Source organism: Wolbachia pipientis (genome assembly GCF_030373985.1).
Taxonomy (GTDB): domain Bacteria; phylum Pseudomonadota; class Alphaproteobacteria; order Rickettsiales; family Anaplasmataceae; genus Wolbachia; species Wolbachia pipientis_D.
Map to the genome: position 1 here is coordinate 161,531 of NZ_JAUCRB010000001.1, position 20,187 is coordinate 181,717.

The 20,187-nt window shown below is 35.1% G+C and carries 20 protein-coding genes and 1 pseudogene; 15 read left to right on the top strand and 6 right to left on the bottom strand.

The window, feature by feature from the left end; genetic code table 11:
- Positions 1-280: 280 nt before the first annotated feature.
- Entirely contained in the window at positions 281-517 is a 237-nt protein-coding gene (locus QUS22_RS00845; RefSeq protein WP_289513105.1) for a hypothetical protein, read from the bottom strand.
- Between the two features lie 252 nt (positions 518-769).
- Between QUS22_RS00845 and QUS22_RS00850 the strand changes: the two genes are divergently transcribed.
- The 11 genes and pseudogenes from QUS22_RS00850 (at position 770) to ubiH (ending at position 11,452) form a co-directional block, all read left to right on the top strand.
- Positions 770-3,307 (top strand): valine--tRNA ligase, encoded by a 2,538-nt coding sequence (locus QUS22_RS00850; protein ID WP_289513106.1) that lies wholly within the window; start codon positions 770-772, stop codon positions 3,305-3,307.
- Between the two features lie 357 nt (positions 3,308-3,664).
- Positions 3,665-3,949: a hypothetical protein gene (locus QUS22_RS00855; protein WP_289513107.1), complete on the top strand. Its 285-nt coding sequence runs from the start codon at positions 3,665-3,667 to the stop codon at positions 3,947-3,949.
- Positions 3,950-4,112: 163 nt separating this feature from the next.
- Complete coding sequence (locus QUS22_RS00860) at positions 4,113-4,280, top strand: hypothetical protein (RefSeq protein WP_289513108.1); 168 nt, start codon at positions 4,113-4,115, stop codon at positions 4,278-4,280.
- Between the two features lie 526 nt (positions 4,281-4,806).
- Positions 4,807-4,962 (top strand): hypothetical protein, encoded by a 156-nt coding sequence (locus QUS22_RS00865; RefSeq protein ID WP_289513109.1) that lies wholly within the window; start codon positions 4,807-4,809, stop codon positions 4,960-4,962.
- Between the two features lie 185 nt (positions 4,963-5,147).
- Positions 5,148-6,386: a hypothetical protein gene (locus tag QUS22_RS00870; protein WP_289513110.1), complete on the top strand. Its 1,239-nt coding sequence runs from the start codon at positions 5,148-5,150 to the stop codon at positions 6,384-6,386.
- A 149-nt stretch (positions 6,387-6,535) separates the two neighbouring features.
- Positions 6,536-7,213, top strand: coding sequence for an orotidine-5'-phosphate decarboxylase (gene pyrF / locus QUS22_RS00875; RefSeq protein ID WP_289513111.1), 678 nt, complete (start codon positions 6,536-6,538; stop codon positions 7,211-7,213).
- A gap of 510 nt (positions 7,214-7,723) precedes the next feature.
- Positions 7,724-8,032, top strand: coding sequence for a hypothetical protein (locus QUS22_RS00880; RefSeq protein ID WP_289513112.1), 309 nt, complete (start codon positions 7,724-7,726; stop codon positions 8,030-8,032).
- Positions 7,992-8,426: pseudogene (locus QUS22_RS00885) on the top strand (phage major capsid protein). Before QUS22_RS00880 ends, QUS22_RS00885 begins: the two are co-directional and overlap by 41 nt.
- 76 nt (positions 8,427-8,502) lie before the next feature.
- Complete coding sequence (locus QUS22_RS00890) at positions 8,503-8,655, top strand: hypothetical protein (protein WP_289513113.1); 153 nt, start codon at positions 8,503-8,505, stop codon at positions 8,653-8,655.
- A 562-nt stretch (positions 8,656-9,217) separates the two neighbouring features.
- Positions 9,218-10,234 (top strand): Mrp/NBP35 family ATP-binding protein, encoded by a 1,017-nt coding sequence (locus QUS22_RS00895; protein WP_289513268.1) that lies wholly within the window; start codon positions 9,218-9,220, stop codon positions 10,232-10,234.
- 60 nt (positions 10,235-10,294) lie between these two features.
- On the top strand, positions 10,295-11,452 hold the full coding sequence (gene ubiH, locus QUS22_RS00900) for a 2-octaprenyl-6-methoxyphenyl hydroxylase (protein WP_289513114.1): 1,158 nt from the start codon (positions 10,295-10,297) through the stop codon (positions 11,450-11,452).
- 21 nt (positions 11,453-11,473) lie between these two features.
- On the opposite strand, the gene QUS22_RS00905 is transcribed toward ubiH, so the two are convergent.
- The 3 genes from QUS22_RS00905 to QUS22_RS00915 all read right to left on the bottom strand — a co-directional run bounded on the left by QUS22_RS00905 (position 11,474) and on the right by QUS22_RS00915 (position 12,570).
- Positions 11,474-11,683, bottom strand: coding sequence for a hypothetical protein (locus QUS22_RS00905; protein WP_289513115.1), 210 nt, complete (start codon positions 11,681-11,683; stop codon positions 11,474-11,476).
- 21 nt (positions 11,684-11,704) lie between these two features.
- Entirely contained in the window at positions 11,705-12,016 is a 312-nt protein-coding gene (locus QUS22_RS00910) for a hypothetical protein (protein WP_289513116.1), read from the bottom strand.
- A gap of 359 nt (positions 12,017-12,375) precedes the next feature.
- On the bottom strand, positions 12,376-12,570 hold the full coding sequence (locus QUS22_RS00915) for a hypothetical protein (protein WP_289513117.1): 195 nt from the start codon (positions 12,568-12,570) through the stop codon (positions 12,376-12,378).
- A 191-nt stretch (positions 12,571-12,761) separates the two neighbouring features.
- Here QUS22_RS00915 and glpX point away from each other — a divergent pair, with 191 nt between their 5' ends.
- The gene (gene glpX / locus QUS22_RS00920; protein WP_410543813.1) at positions 12,762-13,691 is read left to right on the top strand and encodes a class II fructose-bisphosphatase; all 930 of its coding nucleotides are present in this window, start codon (positions 12,762-12,764) and stop codon (positions 13,689-13,691) included.
- A gap of 219 nt (positions 13,692-13,910) precedes the next feature.
- On the top strand, positions 13,911-14,507 hold the full coding sequence (locus tag QUS22_RS00925) for a hypothetical protein (protein WP_289513118.1): 597 nt from the start codon (positions 13,911-13,913) through the stop codon (positions 14,505-14,507).
- A gap of 157 nt (positions 14,508-14,664) precedes the next feature.
- On the opposite strand, the gene ychF is transcribed toward QUS22_RS00925, so the two are convergent.
- Positions 14,665-15,759, bottom strand: coding sequence for a redox-regulated ATPase YchF (gene ychF / locus QUS22_RS00930; protein ID WP_289513119.1), 1,095 nt, complete (start codon positions 15,757-15,759; stop codon positions 14,665-14,667).
- Between the two features lie 100 nt (positions 15,760-15,859).
- On the opposite strand from ychF, the gene QUS22_RS00935 reads away from it, so the two are divergent.
- Together QUS22_RS00935 and QUS22_RS00940 are read left to right on the top strand one after the other, a co-directional pair.
- Positions 15,860-16,075 (top strand): hypothetical protein, encoded by a 216-nt coding sequence (locus tag QUS22_RS00935; protein WP_289513120.1) that lies wholly within the window; start codon positions 15,860-15,862, stop codon positions 16,073-16,075.
- A 792-nt stretch (positions 16,076-16,867) separates the two neighbouring features.
- Complete coding sequence (locus tag QUS22_RS00940; protein WP_289513121.1) at positions 16,868-18,043, top strand: CCA tRNA nucleotidyltransferase; 1,176 nt, start codon at positions 16,868-16,870, stop codon at positions 18,041-18,043.
- Here the strand turns inward: QUS22_RS00940 and QUS22_RS00945 are convergent.
- Positions 18,027-19,502 (bottom strand): hypothetical protein, encoded by a 1,476-nt coding sequence (locus tag QUS22_RS00945; RefSeq protein ID WP_289513122.1) that lies wholly within the window; start codon positions 19,500-19,502, stop codon positions 18,027-18,029. The two genes, QUS22_RS00940 and QUS22_RS00945, sit on opposite strands and share 17 nt — an antisense overlap.
- Positions 19,503-20,187: the final 685 nt, after the last annotated feature.

Here is a 20,187-nt window from a genome sequence, read left to right on the forward strand (position 1 = left end):
TAGCTTCTAATTGTGTTTTTAACGTCTCATCAGGATTTTGACTATCTTTTAATGTTGTATTCTTGCGTTAACTGGTCAACTTTAGCAATCAGTTGTGCTATTAACTGCTGCTGTAAACCCTAAACTTCTTGTGTATTTTGTTCTGCATTTTCGCGCTGCTTGTTTCCCGTCTTAGTAGGAGCTCCTGACCTTAAAGATGCAAAACTTGGTGAAGAACTTTTTAATGAAACGCTTCCTAATAGACCTTCTAGACATTTTTAACCTGATGATTCTTCCCCACTTAGTGATGCTCCCATACTTTTTTTTCTATGGGAGTAAGCTGTACTGTACGTTTTGCTTGCTGATTAGTAAGTTCAAGCATATTTTTTATGCCTGCTTTATTAGTAACAGAAGGTTTGTCCCCTTGTTTAATTAAGGGTATGACACGTTTATCTATTTCAATATATAACTCTTTATCATCTATATCTGTCTTAAAACTCCTACTATGATTTATACAATTCAATTTTTTTAGAATCATTTATAGTAACCCTTACTTTATTACCCTTAATCAACTCTAATTCAGTTCTTATAGTCTCTGATGGTGACATAAAAAACCCTAAACATAAAGCTATTACATAACACCTTTAAGAATTAAGGTCAAGTAATATTTTACATAAAATTATAGAGAATTTATGCTCACAAACAAATTTTGGCGGTATTTATAACAAATATTAAAATTGCCGTATTTGCTTAATTGTGCTAGCTTAAAGTTTAAAATTGAAAAATATTTATGCTAGAAGAAAAATACAGTTTTCAAGCAATTGAGAAAAAATACAACATATTATGGGAAGGCAGTAAAGTTTATAAATGGAGCGGTGAAAGGGATAACACTTTTGCTATAGATACACCTCCGCCAACAATATCAGGGAAACTGCATATCGGCCATATATTTAGCTATTGTCATACAGACTTTATTGCAAGGTTTCAGCGCATGCTCGGGAAAGATGTCTTTTATCCAATTGGATTTGATGATAATGGGCTTCCTACTGAAAGATTGGTTGAGCAGACCTACAAAACCCGTGCAAAAGAAGTTGGCAGAGAAAAATTCATAGAGATGTGCAATGAAGTTATTGAAAAATCAAAGCAGGAATTCAAGGAATTATTTAAATCAGTCGGCATTAGTTATGACTGGAGTTTAGAATATCACACGATCAGCAAGGAAACTGTGACACTTTCTCAAATGTCGTTTATTGATCTGTACAATAAAGGGTATGCATATAGAAAAATGCAGCCCATCCTTTGGGATCCAGTTGATAAGACGGCAATTGCGCAAGCAGAAATAGAAGACAAAGTTTTTGAGTCATTTTTAAATACGATAGTTTTTTCCGCTGAGGAAAATGAGCAGATCAAAATTGCAACTACGCGACCTGAGTTACTTCCAGCATGCGTCGCAGTTTTTTGCCACCCAGAGGATGCGCGCTATAGCCACTTAATTGGAAAAACAGCTACAGTAGCAATAACAGAGACGAAAGTTCCAATAATAGCCGATGATAAGGTAAAAATAGACAAGGGCACCGGGCTTGTTATGTGCTGTACATTCGGTGATGAGCTCGACATATATTGGCAGCAAAAGCATAACTTGCCGATGAAAATTATTATCGATCAAGATGGGAGGATAAACCTACATGATGTCATTCCAGTGCGTGATCAAGAAACAAAAGAATGGATCCCAGTGTCGGGCTACTTGGATGAAACCGTAGGAGCTACTTGGATGACAAGTAGTGTACTAAACGAAATAAATGGATTGAAGGTCACAGCAGCAAGAAAGAGAATAATCGAAATTCTAACCAAAAAGGGACTTTTGATAGAAAGGACTAGCATTTCTCATTCTGTTAAATGTGCAGAAAGATCTGGTGCGCTACTTGAAATATTGCCTACTTATCAATGGTTTATCAAGACCTTAGAGCAAAAACCTCAAGTATTAGATAAAGTTAGAGAATGCAATTGGCACCCAAGCAATATGCGTAAACGTATGGAAGTGTGGATAGAAGGACTAAATTGGGATTGGTGCGTCTCAAGACAGCGCTATTTTGGTGTGCCGTTTCCAGTATGGTATTCAAAACGTAAAGGAGAAGAGGGCCAAATCATTCTAGCTGAAGTAAAGGACTTACCTATAGATCCGTTGAAAGATTTGCCAAAAGGATATAGTAAAGAAGAGGTTACCCCAGATCAAGATGTAATGGATACTTGGGCCACAAGTGCGATCACTCCTCAGCTAAGTGCACTGGCAGTAAATAGTGAGTTTCACTTGCCAGGTCAACGTTATAATGCGATATTTCCTGCAGACCTGCGCAGTCAGAGCCATGAAATAATAAGAACTTGGGCTTTTTATACAATTTTGAAGGCACATTATCATGCGAACTCCCTGCCGTGGAAAAACATCATGATCAGTGGTTGGTGTTTAGCTGATGATAAAAAAAAGATGAGTAAATCAAAGGGTAACGTCATTACTCCTCAAGTAATACTTGATACTTATGGAGCTGATGTAGTGCGCTATTGGGCAGCAAATTCAAGGCTTGCAGTTGATACAGTCTATTCTGAAAACATATTCAGAATTGGCAAGCGCCTCGTTACAAAACTTTGGAATGCCAGCAAGTTTGTTTCCATGTTTATGGAGAAGCATCAAGCAGTAAGCATAAATTCCATCAGTGAGACAATGGATAAGTGGATATTGTCTAAGCTATACAAAGTTATAGAAAAAGCAACGAATAAGCTGTTGCAATTTGAATACTGCGAAGCTTTGGGTGAGGTAGAGGAATTTTTTTGGAAGGATTTTTGTGATAACTACTTGGAGTTGGCAAAAAAACGCGCATACGGAAATACAGTCAGCAGTGAAGCAAACACGAGTGCGAAGCAGAGTTTGACATATGCATTAAATATTATTTTGCGTCTATTTGCGCCTTTCTTGCCGTATATTACGGAAGAGGTATACCACCAGTTATATAGTCGTAATTCTGTGCACAATCAAAGCAATTGGCCAAATAAGGAAAAACTTATTTATGACAAACACTCTGAAGAAATGGGGGACAATTTCGTGCAGATATTAAACCTCGTGAGGAAAATGAAAGCGGATAATAATGTATCAGTTAAGCATTTGATAAAAAAATTAGTGATAAAAGCAAACGTACAAAAGGATAAGTTGAATCAATCTGCGCAGAATGATCTTCAAACGGTTTGCAATGCTGAAATAATACAGTGGAGTGAGGATGCACAAGCAGAATTTGTAACTGAAAATGGGAAATTTGTTGTAGATGTAAATTTATATTGATTTTTATATAAAATTAGCTTGACTCCCTTTAACATTCATACTACTATAACAATAATTCTACTCATGAGGGAAAATAGTAGGACATATATATAATAAAGCTAAAGCTTCGTATCTTATAGCTGGTGCTTTTGCTACTTTAGCATTAATTGCATCTGGAACCCTTACTGTAGCTCCTTATATTGGATTCTTATCTCCTATGGTCTTTAATATAGCTCTTCCTGCTGCCTTGAGTTTATCTATACTATCCGTTTTGGTGCTAGTGCTTTCATATAAGATGATTATTAATAATAAGAAAGTAGAGCTTGAGAAAAATAATTTGCTGCAAAAGAGCAGGAGTTAGCTGCTCAAACACAAGAATTGGAAGGTGAGCGTAAAGAAAAAGAGCAATTAGAAAAACTGTTAAGAGAAAAAGCTGAAAAATTAACTCAAGAAAAGCAAGCTTTAGAAAGCAGGATTGAAGAAGGGTTAAATAGGAAAGTAGGTCAGTTAAAAAAACAGCTAACTGATGCACAACAAAAAGATAATGCTACAAAAGAGTTAAGTGATAAAGATAATGAAATCCAAAAATTAAAAAGTCAGGTGTGTGCTCTTAATGATGAGAAAGAAGGGTTACTTAGTAAAAATGCAAAATTGAATATGTAAGTTAGGCCTGTTAAAGTGAAAAGAACAATTTTCTTCACTATACTGAAGAGTTACGTGATGAAAATACTAGACTTAATGAAGAAAAAGGTAGTTTACAAGAAAATTATATGAGACGAAGAAAGAACTAAGCAAATTAAACCATGCTGTGTTGGAAATAAAAGGATTGGCAACGAAGTTACAAAAAAGAAAAGGAAGAGTAAGACAATTCGGACTGGAATTTCAAGAGAAAAAGGAAAGAATAAAACAATTAGCAACGCAGTTAAGAGAAAAAGATTGGGAAATTTCTTTTCTAGAGGATAGGTTAAGAGATTCAAAGGAAAGAGAAGGATAATTAAGAAGAAAGTTAAACGATAAAGCACAGGAAGCAAAAAGATTAGCTACAGAATTAGAAGACTCGGTAACAGGGATCGTGGTAAGATTAACAAGTTAAAAAAATGTTTGAGTCAAAAAAACAAGAAAATAAATGAGTTGGAAAATAACGAAAACGTGATGAGGATGAATACGAGAAGTTAAGTGAGCAACTAGAGTGGATAAAGAAGAAGTTAGCTAATAAAAAACAGCAGTTTGAAGGAAAATTAGATGAAAGGGAGAAAAAGGTGTGAGAAGTAGTGCAAATAACATTTGAAACCGAGTTATGGAAACTAAGTTACATTCAAGATGCAGTACAAGGAGCAGTTCGTTTATTTACGGACAAGGTAATGAGAAATCTGCATATGACAAGCAGTAAACATTAACCAAAATTTGAAGAAACAGGTGAAAATAAGTTCGTTAATGGACAAACTTTCTCGAAACCAAAACCACCTTAAACATTCACACCTAAGAAACCAGAAAAAGCTCTTACTGGGGAATGTGCTGATATGCCTATATTTCCAATTGCAGAACCCACTGAAATAAATGCAATAAATAATTCAACTTCGAATGAATTAGGCCAAAGTGCACTTGAGTCGCAAGATCAACGAAAGTCTCCTAAAAAGCGGGATAAAGAAAATTTAGGGCCACGAAAAAGTCCCTGATATAAGTATTGACAATGCTAATCTATCGCTTCTTGCAGATATGAAAAACAGAGCGTACAAGTAGAACTTGCAACTGAAAATGGAAAGTGTAGGCGCAGAATTATAATAAGTGCTATTTTTAGGGGAAATTAGCTTGACCTAACCTAATTTTTGCCTTACCTTTGCTAAGGTTTGCTTGGAGGGATATGAACAATCTATTGAACAAAGCTAATGCGTCTTATCTTATAGCTAGCTCCTTGGCTACTCTTACATTAATTTTATCTTTGGTGCTTGCTGTAACTTCTAACGTACCTATTCTTCTCATTCTTACTTTGGCTATATTGTCTGCTTTGGTGGCCACGCTTTCACGTAGAATAATTAGGAATAATAGGGAAATGGAAACTGATAAAGATAAATTTGCTAAAAAAGCACTGGAGTTGGAAAATAAAATAACTTTAGCAAAAGAAGCTGGAAAAATTGCAATTAGACAAGTGGAGAAATTAAAGAATCAATTGCATAAATTAACGCAAAAGAAGCAAGGGTTGGAAAGGGAAATCGAAAGTTTAAATAGGGAAATAGATCGGTTAAAGAAACAACAAACAGATGCACAGCAAGAATTAGTGGAAAAATTAAAGAATCAATTGCATAAATTAACGCAAGAGAAGCAAGGGTTGGAAAGAGAAATCGAAAGTTCAAATAGGGAAATAGATCGGTTAAAGAAACAACAAACAGATGCACAGCAAGAATTAGTGGGGAAATTAAAGAATCAATTGCATAAATTAACGCAAGAGAAGCAAGGGTTGGAAAGGGAAATCGAAAGTTTAAATAGGGAAATAGATCGGTTAAAGAAACAACAAACAGATGCACAGCAAGAATTAAATGATGCTTCAAGAAAGTTAAATTACAAAGAAAATCAAATCCAAAAATTATACAAGGAAATAAAATTGCTAGAAGAATTGCTAAAAGAACCAGATAATCTACAAAGCGAGGTTAAAAGACTCACTGAAGAAAATAAAAATCTATCTAGAGAATTAAGAGAGAAATTGAAAGAGTTAGATAATTGCAATGATCTCCTCAAAAATCAGTATGCTGAGCTAGAAGAGATAATGAAAGGTTATGATAATAAGGAAAAAAATTTGTACAATTTACTTCTAGAAGAATCAAGTGAAAAGATAATCTATAAGGAAGCTTTGCAGAAGAAGAAAAAAGAAGAAATAGGTTTTATAAAAAAGACGATAGAATATGTGACAAGCAAAGTAGAAGAATTGTTAAAAGGAAGTGAAGAAATCAGACATGTTGATAAACAAGCAATATTACAAGCAATTATAAAAACACGTTCTTTATTGGAAAAACACGTCTTGCTCTATTTAACAGATGAAACTTCACGTGAAGAAGGAGATCCTGGATATAGAAGTATGTGTTCTACCCCGGAGAGATCTATGTGATAGACATCAAGCGGTATATACAAAATTTAAGTTAAATCTAGTTAATGCCTTATGGGTAAAGAATTCTTGCGGCCTTTCTGGGGGAAGAAGTTGCAAGATGCAATAATTGTTCTTACAGTCTACGCAAAGATTATGCAAGGAGGTATACAATGAACCCAATAGTATGTGCACTAGACACACAAGATTTGAATAAAGTCATATCTTTGGCTGATGTTCTACGTTATAAGGTTGGCATGATAAAGCTGGGGTTAGAGTTTTTTGCTGCTCATGGTCCTTCTGGGGTGAGAGAAGTTGCAAGGTGCGGTATACCAATTTTTTTAGATCTGAAATTGCATGATATTCCAAACACTGTAGCTAAAACAGTTGAAGCAATAAAGGTTTTAGGTGTTGAAATATTAACTTTACATATCAGCGGTGGAACAAAAATGCTTGAAGAAGCTCTAAATGTGATGCAAGGCACAAAAATGCAACTGATAGGAGTGACTATGCTCACTAGTATGAGTAATGATGATTTGAACGAACTTGGAGTAGCAAGAGAGGTAAAATCGCAGGTAATTTTACTTGCAAAGCTTGCAAAAAAAATTGGGATGCGTGGGATAGTCTGCTCTGCATTGGAAGCTCAAGAAGTGCGCAAAGAGTGCGGTAAAGACTTTAAGATTATTACTCCAGGAATTCGCATAGACCCAGGTCGGGATGACCAAAAAAGGACAGCAACACCAAAAGAAGCAATAAGTTCAGGAGCAGATTATATCGTAGTTGGTAGGCCGATTACAAAAAGTGAAAATCCTGCAAACAGTGCAGAGTTAATATTGAAATCGCTTACTTGATCGAGAATGAAAAGGAAATTAAAAAAGTGTTTGACATAAAAAACAGACATTATATAGTATTATTATCTTTCATATTTTTCCTCACTTAACTAAGTTAAGTGTATAGTTTAATGTAATGTGTGGTGCTATTCAAGTGGCACCACATGGTTATCTAGTCCATCTTCTCAAAAGATAAACAAATGATATCATCCAAGTAGTGTGATGCTCTAATGTACAAACATTGCAATTTGTAGGCAATTTGTGCATAGCAGGTGGTGCCATTCGAGCACGTGACGTACAACTGTACGAACATTGCGATTCGAGCCTGCCAGGAGAGTGTTAGCTACTTGCATAACATCATTTATTGTGCAAATTACCTTGTCAAAACAAATGTTTACACAGTTGTGTGCGTGATGTTGGAATCTAGATCTTTTCCTATAGTCAAGCTATAAGATAACATAAAGGGGAAACACTTATGGGTATCATTCCTATCTTATTTCCATTTTAATTTCACCTTAAAAGGAGGCTGTTATGTCACTTACCGACATTGCTTACCATATTAATGAATTAGTTTCATCATGGGAGCAATTTAAAATAATAAACGATCGCAGACTAAAAGAAATTGAGAGCAAAGGACGCGCTAATTCTGCAAAAATTGAGCATTTATACAAAGTAAATAGTGATATTGATAATTGCAAAGATCACTTGGATTTAAGTGAAACCGCAATTCAACGTCAAGAAGTAGGTACAGATTTTAGTACAAGCAATAAATATTTTTCTGATTATAATCCGCAAGGGAATGGAAAGCGGTTTATCGCACAAGACTCTAAGTGGAGATAATGCTGATATTGGAGGATATTTAATTACTCTGCATATTGTAAAACGCATAAACAAGCGTGTAACTGATTCGTCTCCAATCCTACAAATACGTTCTAATCAAAGAATCTCTACTGAGACATTGGATTATATTGTAGAAGATTATGACCGCGCTGATGCGGGTTGAGTGGTGAAACAGTAGGATGATAAAGATGGTGGCAGTAAATCTAAGTATGATTTTGCAAAAGACACAGATATGCCTAAAATTCAAAAGATTTCCATCACAACTTACGAGTTATACGTTCAACCTCAAATATCACAAAAGCTACATGATGATGCGTTTGTTGATGTTGAGAGCTTGCTGGTAAAAAAGATTGCCGAGACTTTTAGTAAGGAAGAAAATGAAGCCCTCATTTAAGGTGAGGGCACTTTTCAACCCAAAGGGATTTTAGCTTATGAAGACGGAAACAGTTATAATAAAATAGAGCAAGTTAATGCTGACAAACTTAGATAGTGATGCGATAATGATGTTGTATTACTCTATGGATAAATATTATTTCAAAAATGCATCGTTTTTGATAAATATAAGTACGTTGAAAGACACTAGGCTGCTTAAGCCTCAACAGGTCAATATCTTTGACAACTAAGTTTATTGCTTGCAGTTCAAGATACTTTAATATGAATACTAGTATATCAACCTACGATATGCCACCTGCACCAAACAAGCTGCCGTTAATTGCAATAGCGGATTTTAAACAAGCCTATAAGATCGTATAAGGTAAAGGGACGAGAATACTGAGAGACCCTTATACAAATAAACCTTATTTTAGATTCTTTATCACTAAGCGTGTCAGCAGAGAGGTTGAGAATACCAGCGCTATTAAATTGTTAAAGATTACAAGCTCAAGTAAGTATTAAAACTTCCATAGCATCATTCAAAACCATAGACTTCTTGCACAACCATATAAAAAACATCAGTGTCATTTCAGCGTCTAAATACTGGAATGACACTTTGCGTTTGAGACAAAACCTGATATAATATTTAAAACATCGCTTTTAGAACAAATGTTCGTACAGTTGTGTGTCGGAGCATTGTGGTAACACCCTTCTTGTTGGAGATTGCCCTCAAACAACACCATTTGTACAGTTATATGTAACGCATTGGATGGTATCAAAGAGTACTCAAATAACGGTTATATTAGAGATTTAATGATCAACGAAGAAGTCATAAGAGAGAGCTTGAGAGAAGTCATAGAACAAAAAAGTGGTAAAGATGTAGTCGCTCTTGGCATAGTATCATCAATAATTATTAAAGGTAGAGACGTTGGCTTTGCACTTGAAATTTCTAATGACACGCAAGCAAATGAAGAATTAAGAAGAAATTGTGAGCAAGCTGTTAAGGCTATACCAGGGGTAGGGAAGGTGACTGTGGTTGCCACTAGCCGAAAACAAGCTGGACAACAAAGAGCTAAATCGTGCATCGAAGGAGTAAAAAATACAATCGTTGTTGCCTCTGGTAAAGGGGGTGTTGGTAAATCCACAGTTGCACTAAACCTCGCTCTCTCGTTAGCAAAATTAAAACACAAAGTTGCACTAGTTGATGCAGATATATATGGTCCTTCAATTCCTAAAATGCTTGACGCTGAAAAGTCAAAACTAAAAATACAGGATGGTAAAGCAATGCCTGTAGAGAAGTATGGGCTGCATACTATTTCGATCGGCTATTTTATCGATAAAGATCGTGCAGCAATATGGCGTGGGCCTATGATCACAAAGGCGCTTTATAATCTACTAATGGGAACAAGATGGTCTAATATAGAATATTTGATAATTGACACGCCACCTGGAACTGGCGATGTGCATTTAAGTCTGATGGAAAATTTTAACTTAACTGGAGCGATAATAGTTTCAACACCACAAGAGCTTGCCTTGGTTGATGCACGCAAGATTTATGATATGTTTACAAAACTCAACGTATCGATTATCGGTATTGTAGAAAACATGAGCTATTTTATTCAAGATAACTCAAAAATATACATATTTGGAAAAAATGGCGCAAAAAAAATGTCCGAAGAGCTAGGAGTCAAACTCTTGGGCAAAGTTCCTCTAGATCCACAGATATGTCACGCTTCAGATTGTGGAAATCCTCTAATGCTAAGCAAAGATTTAGCAGGGGCTTATGAAGACATTGCTAAAGATGTTAGGTCTTTTGCATACAGTCTGTAAAGACAGTTTAAACTATTTTCAAAATAGATAAAATGTAATTTTAGGATTAGCGTAAATAAAATGAATTACGATGTAATCATTTCAGGTGGCGGGTTACTTGGGCTTATTACTGCAATTGGCCTCAGTAATGACTCTGTATCCGTAGCTGTGATTGAAAAAAATAATCTACCGCACGTAATTGATGACAATCGAGCATTTGCTATTTCTCAAGGGTCGAAAAAAATACTAGAAAAGTTAGGGATTTGGCAATTTGTAGAGAGTGAGGCTGAGCCTATATTTGATATATGCATATTAGATGGAAATAGTCCGATTACTGTACATTATAATCATAAAATGGTTGGTGCTGAACCAATGGGTTATATTATCAACAACGTTATTATATGGAACGCGATCAATAATAATTTTTTGAGTAAGCTAAATATATACTTTCCACGTTCATACAAGACAATTGCTTGTGATTCAGGGTGTGTGGAAGTTACTCTCGACAATAATCAGCAATCAATATCATCGCTACTTATCTGTGCTGAAGGCAAAAACTCTAAGTTACCAGAGTTGTTTTCTATGCCGGTAATGAAATTTGATTATAGACAAAGTAGCATAGTATTTAATGTAGAACATGAACTGCACCACCAAAACTTAGCTGTAGAGTGGTTTTTCCCTGGTGGGCCACTTGCAATTTTACCGATGAAAGGTGGTTATGCCTCTTCAATAGTTTGGACGGAAAGATCTGAAATTTCGAAAATGCTAATGAACCTACCTGAAGAGGAGTTTATCATAGAGCTCAAAAAAAGGTTTGGTTCTTATTTTGGGGAAATTAAATTAGAGGGTGAAAGAAAATCTTATCCTTTGAGCTTTGCTTTTGCAAAAAGGTTGCATAAAAGTAGAGTTTTACTTATCGGCGATGCAGCACATTCAATTCATCCAGTTGCAGGTCAAGGGCTTAATCTTGGAATTAGAGATGTAGAGAGTGTTATAAGGCAAATAACTGCTGCAAGAGCATCTGGTGTTGATATTGGCAGTAGTTACTTGTTAAAGAAAATTTCACGTGACAGATACTTTGATAATTTTACGATGGCACTTGCAACCGATGGATTAGATAGGATATTTTCCAATAGAATATTCTGCACTAAAGCGCTAAGGAATTTTGGCTTGATTGTAGTTGAAAATTCAGATTTCCTTAAAAAATACCTCATCCGACACGCTATGGGGCTTAGGTAAGCTATTGTTTTAGTTTGAAATTCAAAAATCTTGAGGTGTCATTTCAGGTGCCAGCGTTGAACTTACGTGTTCAACTTTATTCTCTCTCATCCCTCTATAGCTTGGTAATGTAGAATTTTTCATGTGTAATCCGGCAGCTATTACAACCAAAGCAGCTACAATACCACAAACTACTGCACCAGCCACAGATGCAACCATCACAGCAGCAGTGATTAATAATTCTGTGACCAATAACTCCAACGGCATCTTCTGTTAATGAAGTGTGAAAGTTATTCTTGTTTTCTTTATATTTAGTATCTTGTGTATTTGGTAGAGAAAATTGAGAATTTGTGAAGCCATTAGCTTTACTATAACCCTTGGCATGGCAGTTTTGCCAGAATTTATTTCTTTTGTTGATAAAGGTGCTGATTTATTACCAACACCTCCGTTGCTTTTTACGCTTAGTGTAGTAATAACCTGTTTCTCTTGATCATTCTGTATTAACACTGTCGCTACTACAGAATTATTTTCTGTAACAGCAGTACAGAATGCATCATCCTTCAACTGTTGATACAATATGTACAATTCACTTTCAAGATCTAGTTTTGATTGTTCTATATTAATATAGCAATAATTTGCTTTTTTTAATTATTTCTAAAAGACTTCTTATGCCAGCTTCTGGTATACCCGTCATATAGCCCAAAAGTAGCTTAACCCTTGCCACATTACAATCCATAGCGGCGTCACTCAGAGCCTTAACTTTTTCTTGTTAGGTAAATTTCTTATTATCTAAGAGTATCCCCATAACGTCAGTTTGTTCATTGTGAGCGGTTGCATTTAAAGCTTCTAGTATTTTTACATGATTCACGTAATCTAAAAATAACTCAAACTCTTGAACATCGCTTTAAATAATAGCGCTATTTAAAGCGCTAAGTTCTTCTTCTTCACAAATTTTTACTACCTAAAAGTACCCTTAAAACGTCAGCTTGCTTTGTTATTGAAGCGTGATCCAATAAAGTATTGGAAGCGATACCCTCGATATTGATTTTAATACCTGACTTCACAAGCAATTTAACAGCTCTTAGAAATATGTCACAATCGTTTAAAGTATCATCCTTTCTTAAACGGATAATATCCATAAATACACCACCTTACTTTAGCTTCTTGACAATTCCCCCTACCTTTTTATAAGCTAAATTATCAGTCATGTCAGACCTTACCACTATTGCTACATGCCTGTTATATCAATTTCCCTGCAATCAGTCAAAGAATCTTGCAGTTTCAAATGGCATGATATATATTAAATGCATTATTTGTAATTCTTGAGCGAATGATAGAAGATTTAGCCTATAAGTTAGTTAAAGTAACCGAATCTGCAGCACTTGCTGCATATAAATTAGCTGGTTCAGGTGATGAAAAAAAAGCTGATCAAGTTTCAGTTGATGCAATGCGGATGGTGCTAAATTCCATGGAAGTAAATGGTACAATTGTAATTGGTGAAGGTGAGAGAGATAAGGCACCGATGCTATATATCGGGGAGAAGGTTGGCACAGGAAGTGGCCCTGAGATTGACATTGCCGTTGACCCGCTCGAAGGCACCACAATCTGTGCTCATTATAAACAGGGGGCAATGTCTGTTCTTGCCGCAGCAAAAAGAGGTAATTTTTTACACGCACCTGATGTTTATATGGAAAAAATAGCAGTAGGAAAAAACCTTCCAGAAGGTGTAGTTTCATTAAAAAATAGTATTGAGAAGAATCTAGAAAATCTAGCCAAGGCAAAAAAATGTAAAGCAAGTGATCTCACGGTAACTATACTTAACCGTAAAACGCATAATGAACTAATAGAGAAAATCAGAAAGTTAGGGGCGAGAATTAAACTAATAGATGATGGCGATATTGCTGCTGTAGTCTCACTAATCAATGGCAATCATGACATGTACATCGGTATCGGGGGAGCACCAGAGGGAGTGCTTGCAGCTGCAGCACTAAGCTCGATAGGCGCGCAAATGGAGGGAAGATTAGTACTTGACACGGATCAGTTAAGAGAAAGGGCAAAAAATTTGAATATCCATGATCCAGAAAAAATCTACACCGTAAAAGACATGGCAGGAGGTGAATCAGTGTTTATTGCAACCGGGGTAACAAGTGGAGAACTTATGGATGGAGTTAAATTTAGTCATAACACCTATTCAACTAGTTCATTAATAATTCTACCTAATAAGCTGATAAAGTTGCAAACAACACAGAACTTAAGTTAATTTCCTTAATTTTAGCATACCAAAACATATTATCAGATTTTGATAATTTTTAGATCTTGTGAAGAATCAATGTGATGGTCCTCAAGATGTTATAAATTATAATGGAGGTAAAGAGGCGAATCCTTTTGATAAAATAGCAAAATATTATGGAAGAAATAAAAACGTCTTCCTTTTTATTCTATGTTGCTGGATAAGGAACAATCAGAAAAGGTGATCGATATGATAAATAAGAAGTGCGATGTCCAGGCTAAGGAGAAGTTTGTAGAGAGGATGAATACATATTTAGATAGAATTAGCACAGGGAAACGTAATGCAAAGGAGTTTTTAGGTAGTGATCTAGCTGCTTTCTTCAACGGGTATCATGTGCCATGTCCAGGACACGATCGCAATATTCATAAAAATCTTAATATCAACATTACTAAACCTAAGCAGGATTTAGAAACTAGCAGTTTTTTCAGCAGAACGACTGAAAGAATTAAAGAAGAGAAAAGCGAGGTAAAAAGAGTAAAAATATATAGTAATAATAAAAGAATATTAACAATTGAGAAGAATGATAAGCAACAGAGGAATTACTCTTTTACAAAAGAAGCAACATGTAAACTTGAAATTAGTTGGAGTACAAAAGATGAGCCGGAACAAGGCGCTAATTGTACAGTTGTTTTAAATATAAATTCTGGTCCAATTAGTATTGGAAAGTCAATTATTGGTGGTAAAGATGTTGAACCAAAGAAAATTTTAGAATTAGCTATGAAAAATGAGGCTGTGCTCATAGAGGGTAAAGCTTTACATGAAAGCTTCAGCAGAAAGTTTAATTAAGCAAACGCCATGTGAAAAGAAGAGTACAGGTCACGCAAGAATATCGTTGTATCTATTTCTGGCGCACATAGTTTTCTCTTCACGTAGGAACGACTGTAGGAGGGGTTTCTTCTCTTCAGCAAAAAGCTTTTTAGCTAAGAAGAGGTAGGTTAGTCTGTTACACATTAAACCTAAAGTGCATTATATCGCCATCTTGTACAATGTAATCCTTGCTTTCGAAGCGAATTTTGCCTGCATCTTTGCAATCTGATTTGCTTTTATATTTTACGTAATCGTCAAAGCTTATTGTTTCTGCTCTTATAAAGCCTTTTTCAAAATCAGTGTGAACCACACCTGCTGCTTTGTCAGCTGTTGACCTTATCTTTATTGGCCATGCACGTGCCTCTTTTGGCCCCACAGTAAAGAAAGTTATCATACTCAGCACTTCATACATAATACGCACTACTCCATCAAGTCCTGACTCTTTCAAGCCAAATTCTGACAAAAAGCTCTGCTTTTCTTCTTCACTATCAAGATTTGCTATATCTGCTTCAAGTTTTGCTGAAATACAGTAAAATTTACTCCTGTTTTCTTTTGCCATTTTTTCTACCTTTTTAGACAGTTCATTTCCAGTTATGATGTGTGTATCTTCAACATTACAGACATACACAACAGGTTTTGTTGTCAATAATTGAAGTGGCTTCATTTCGACTTTGTCCATATTTCCTAAACTTCTTGCAGGTCGACCCAATTTTAGGGTAGCTAAAACCTCCTGCATTAAATCAAGCTGTCTTTTTAGCTCTTTACCACCTTGCTTTGCTTTCTTTTCTAGTTGAGGTAACCTTTTTTCTATGTTATCAATATCAGCTAGGATTAATTCCATTTCTACCACTTCAGCATCTGATATTGGATCTATTTTGTTGTGCACATGGCTGATATTGCCATCCGTAAAGCATCTGAGCAAATGAATGATAGCATCAACTTCTCTGATATGACTCAAAAACTTATTACCGAGCCCTTCACCTTTGCTTGCGCCCTTTACCAGACCTGCAATATCTACAACTTCTAATTGGCTGTAGATTACCTTCTCTGAACCGGCAATTGCTGCGATTTGTTTTAAACGCTGATCTCTTATTGGCACTTTGCCGATATTTGGCTCGATTGTGCAGAAAGGGTAATTTGCAGCTTCTGCTGCACTTGATTGTGTAAGCGCATTAAATAAGGTTGATTTTCCTATGTTTGGTAATCCAACTATGCCACAGTTAAAGCTCATATTTACTATGTCAAACTAATAATTATTGCATGATTTAAAAGTTTTTGCTACACTTAACTAGTTACTTATTAACAATTTTGTTAGTACAATAGTATATAGCTTGAATAAGGTAAGAATTATGATTACTGTGCCTAGAAAATGGGAATTACCAAGTGATTTCCATAATGTTAAAGTTGGAATAAAAAGGTTCAAGGTCCCAATGCAAGAAGTAACTTCTTCAAATAGTAATCCTTACCCTGACAATTTCTATATAGGGAAAGCGATAGCTGATGGAAGCTGTTTTTTTGACTCATTCAGGCAAGGTTTAAAGCAGTAAAAGGGAATAAAAAAGTCACTGTAGAACAATTAAGAAATGTTTGTAAGGGATTTGCGCAAAATGACCCGCCAGAATGGTTTATAAGTGGAATTGCTAATAATTATAATAACAATGGCCAGCGCTACAGTGAGATTTGTAGATGCTTATACAGTAAACATTATGCGTAATGAAAGGTAGGGTGATCCTGACATTGAAGGCAGGGTACTTTGCAAAAAGTATGGTGTAAAATTGCATATTGTTGAAAAACATGGTGAAGTGTGGGGTAATTAAATTGTAAATGAGTCAAAGTCTAAGTCTGTAAATGATGTAAACTATGATGTCAATACCATACATATAATAAACGAAGGCCATGCTCATTTTAAACCATTGCTTAATAAAAATAAAAGTTTAGCGAAACAACTACAAGATGAAGCTAAACTTAAATAAGAAGACTTTCTATTAGCAAAAAAACTTCAAATAGAAGAGATTTTAGAATATTGTAATATTTCAAAAGACAGCCCTGAGAGAGCAAAGGGTGAAGAGAGATTTGATAAGTTATTGGCAAAAAATGCTGTGGAAAAATTAGTGATGTTGTAGGGCAGTGCGTTAGTGTATAAAACAAAACATTCAACGCTCTAAAAAGCAAAATTCTTTACCAAGCTATGGTATAGAAGAACCAAGAGTAATAACACCTCATCAACAGCAACAAATACCTGTAAAATAAATGTCATAGCCCTATATATTTTTATGTATGTCTTTTTTCAAAGATGTTTGCATTTCATATAATATGATTTGCAGTCAGTGCTAATCTAAATGCAAGTTGATCATGAGACTAGTTTAATCATTGATGCCGTAGAGAAATTTGGTGGTGAGGCAAGGCTTGTTGGCGGGTGTGTAAGGGACTCAATCTTGCAGAGCGATGTTCACGATATTGATTTAGCCACTAATCTGCTGCCTGACCAAGTAATTAAAGCTCTAAAACTCCATAATATAAAAGCTATTCCAACCGGCTTAAAACATGGAACTATTACTGCGGTGTCAAATCATAGACTCTTTGAGATCACAACTCTAAGGCATGATATTAAATCTGACGGGAGACATGCGAAGGTAGAATTTACCAATAATTGGCAAGCTGATGCTTCAAGGCGTGACTTTACATTTAACGCTCTATACGCAGACAAACATGGACATATATACGACTACTTTGGTGGCACTCAAGACTTAAAAGCGAGAAGGTTAACCTTTATAGGCAACGCTGAAGATAGAATTAAAGAAGACTATTTGCGCATTTTAAGAGCGTTTCGTTTTCATGCAAAAATATGTGTCGGGGATTTGAGTGATGAAATATTGAACGCATGCAAAAAGCATTCGCATATGATCCAAAACCTTTCTGGAGAGAGAATAAGAGACGAAATGTTTAAATTGCTGGAGTGCGATGATCCTGTTCCAACACTTAAGAACATGCAAAAATCTGATGTGTTACAAAAAGTTATTCCAAAAGAGGTAAAATGTGAAATTCTGTCTTCGTCACTTCTTTTCGGGACTGATGCACTAGTAAAATTAGCGTTACTCCTTAGAACTACCGAAAAAAATGACAGACTAAGTTTCGGAGAATACGTAAGCGAGTTTTTACGTTTTTCGAACAAGCAAAAGAAAAAGCTATTATTTTTACTATCCAATAATATCAAAACAGAACTTTCAGAAAAAGAGCAAAAAAAATACATATCTTTGTTTGGTAAGGAATTATATTGTGATTTGGTCAAAATTTGTGGTGTTGAATTTGGAATAAATGTTGATGGATACATTTCATTTACTAAGATATTTAACATTCCGAAATTTCCTTTATCCGGTGATGATTTGATAAATATAGGTTATCAGCCAGGAAAAAGTTTAGGTAGAAACTTAGAGTTGCTAAAACAATATTGGGAAGATAGCTCATACACTTTAACAAAAGAGGAATTGTTACTTTATGCTAAAAATTTGTTTTAACTGCTCTCTGACTGTTCACTAAATGTATTCTTGCAGTGCTGCTAGTGCAACTCATAAAAGAGTTGGGTGTGCTGTTTGTCTTTTCTAGTAATGAAAATTTATTGCCTATACTTTTTGCTAGCTTTTGGATACCACTTGAACCTAAAGATTTTGTCTCAGTTTCCATTGACTTTTCCAGAGCATTTTTAGGCAAAAAATCTATAAAAGACAGCACAAATTTTTCATTATATAGGTCATTTGCATACTTCTCAATGAAGTTTACTTTTTTTTCAGCAGTCAAAATAGAGGCTTCGAAAAAGATATCTTCCATGTCGTCTTTAAGTTTTACAAAGGATTCCTTAAGTTCTTTATTTATAGGTCTCAATTCTCCATTTTGCTCCTCTAAGAAGTCAATTTCCAATAGTAGCTCTTCTATCTGATGTTCTTGACCAATATAGAACAGGGTTAATGCTTCTTGTCCCCAGTTTACTTTCTCTAGTTGTTTTTTCAATTTCTCAACTTCAACTAATTGAGCAGCTAATTTGTTTGCGCTTAACTTTAAATTTTGATCTAATTCTTTATTTAACTCTATTAAACTACTTATTTTCTTAACTTTTTTCCCCACTTCTGCTTTATATTCTGCAAGTTGCAATTTTAATTGCTCCTTTTCTATTGTCACCTCAGATTTTCCCTCCTTAAGCTCTTCATTTTTAGACCTCAATTTCCCACTTTCCCCCTTTAGGAAGACGCTTTGTAAGCATTTAAGTTTCTGAATTGCATCCTCCAGTTTCTCCTTTAATTCTTCAACATCATCTTCGTATACCTCACAGTAATCATCCCAAACTAATTCACTTTCACTGTATACTTCAATATCAGAGGGATCTTTATTAGTGAATTCACTACTTATTTCAGAGCAAATTTCTTCATCTTCGCTCGTTGTTGCGCTCCCTTTTTCTGCAACTTCAGATTCTAAATCAACCTCAATATTTTTATCTATTGTTTCAACACAATCGTTCTGCATTGTCATATCTTGACAAACTACTCCATCGGTCTGAACTCCTCCATTTCTGCTCATTACTCTAGTTTGACTCTCTTTTTCTGCAACTTCGGGTTTTAAATCAACCTCAATATTTTTATCTATTGTTTCAACACAATCGCTCTGCATTGTCATATCTTGACAAACTACTCCATCGGTCTGAACTCCTCCATTTTTGCTCATTACTCTAGTTTGACTCTCTTTTTCTGCAACTTCGGGTTTTAAATTAGTTTGAACACTTCCATTCACTGCCTTAAAACCGTCAGTCTGAATTCCACTATTTCTAGTAACTTTATAATAATACAAAATATTTTCTGCCCATTTGTTCCACCTCTTTAGTAACATTCGTCCAATTGTTTTTAGGTACAACCAAGCAAATACAGTGAACCAGCTGTATTTTCTTTCTTCTTTTTTAACATCATTTTTATTGTCAGTGCTAAGCATAAAACAGCTCCATTTTTTAAACTCTAAAAACCTTCTTCAGACCAAAATTGAATTTTATTAACAATCACCAAAAGTAGCAATCAAATTATACGTACTAGTGTAAAATAATGTTAATACAGACATCAAGTTTAACTTAAGCATTTTTAATGTTAAGTAAGTATTTATATTTATGGCAAAATTTTGCATGTATAATGAACTTTAATTTGCCTCTTCTATTGCTCTTGTTAACGTCTCTTGTTCATGTGCTGACTCTTTACATTAACTACCTAGGCAGCTAAACTTGCGGAAAAAGTAACCAAGCTGATCTCCCATAGTTCAAAATGCTGCCTATAAGTTCACTTGGATCATACTGCCAGAGGAGCTTTATTTTATTTTTATTCAGATTTTCTTTAAACGCTCCAGGTAAGATATCAGGCCATTTTGTTCATCAACTATGTTAAAAACGCCTTGCATAGCCAGAAAAAACGCCGTTTTCTTCTACACTTTTTATTGACAACAACAAACAGAAACTTGCTATTCATAATCTCCTTGTAGATCATAATGTCGAAAGTTCCATTTCAAACAATTTGCAATGCACTGCGACACTAATACATGCAGTACTCTAGAAAAGGGAAGCACTTTTTTAGTTGCAAAATGATACAGATACTATAAAAGCAACAAAGATCTCAGTTCCCCTTTCTTGTCA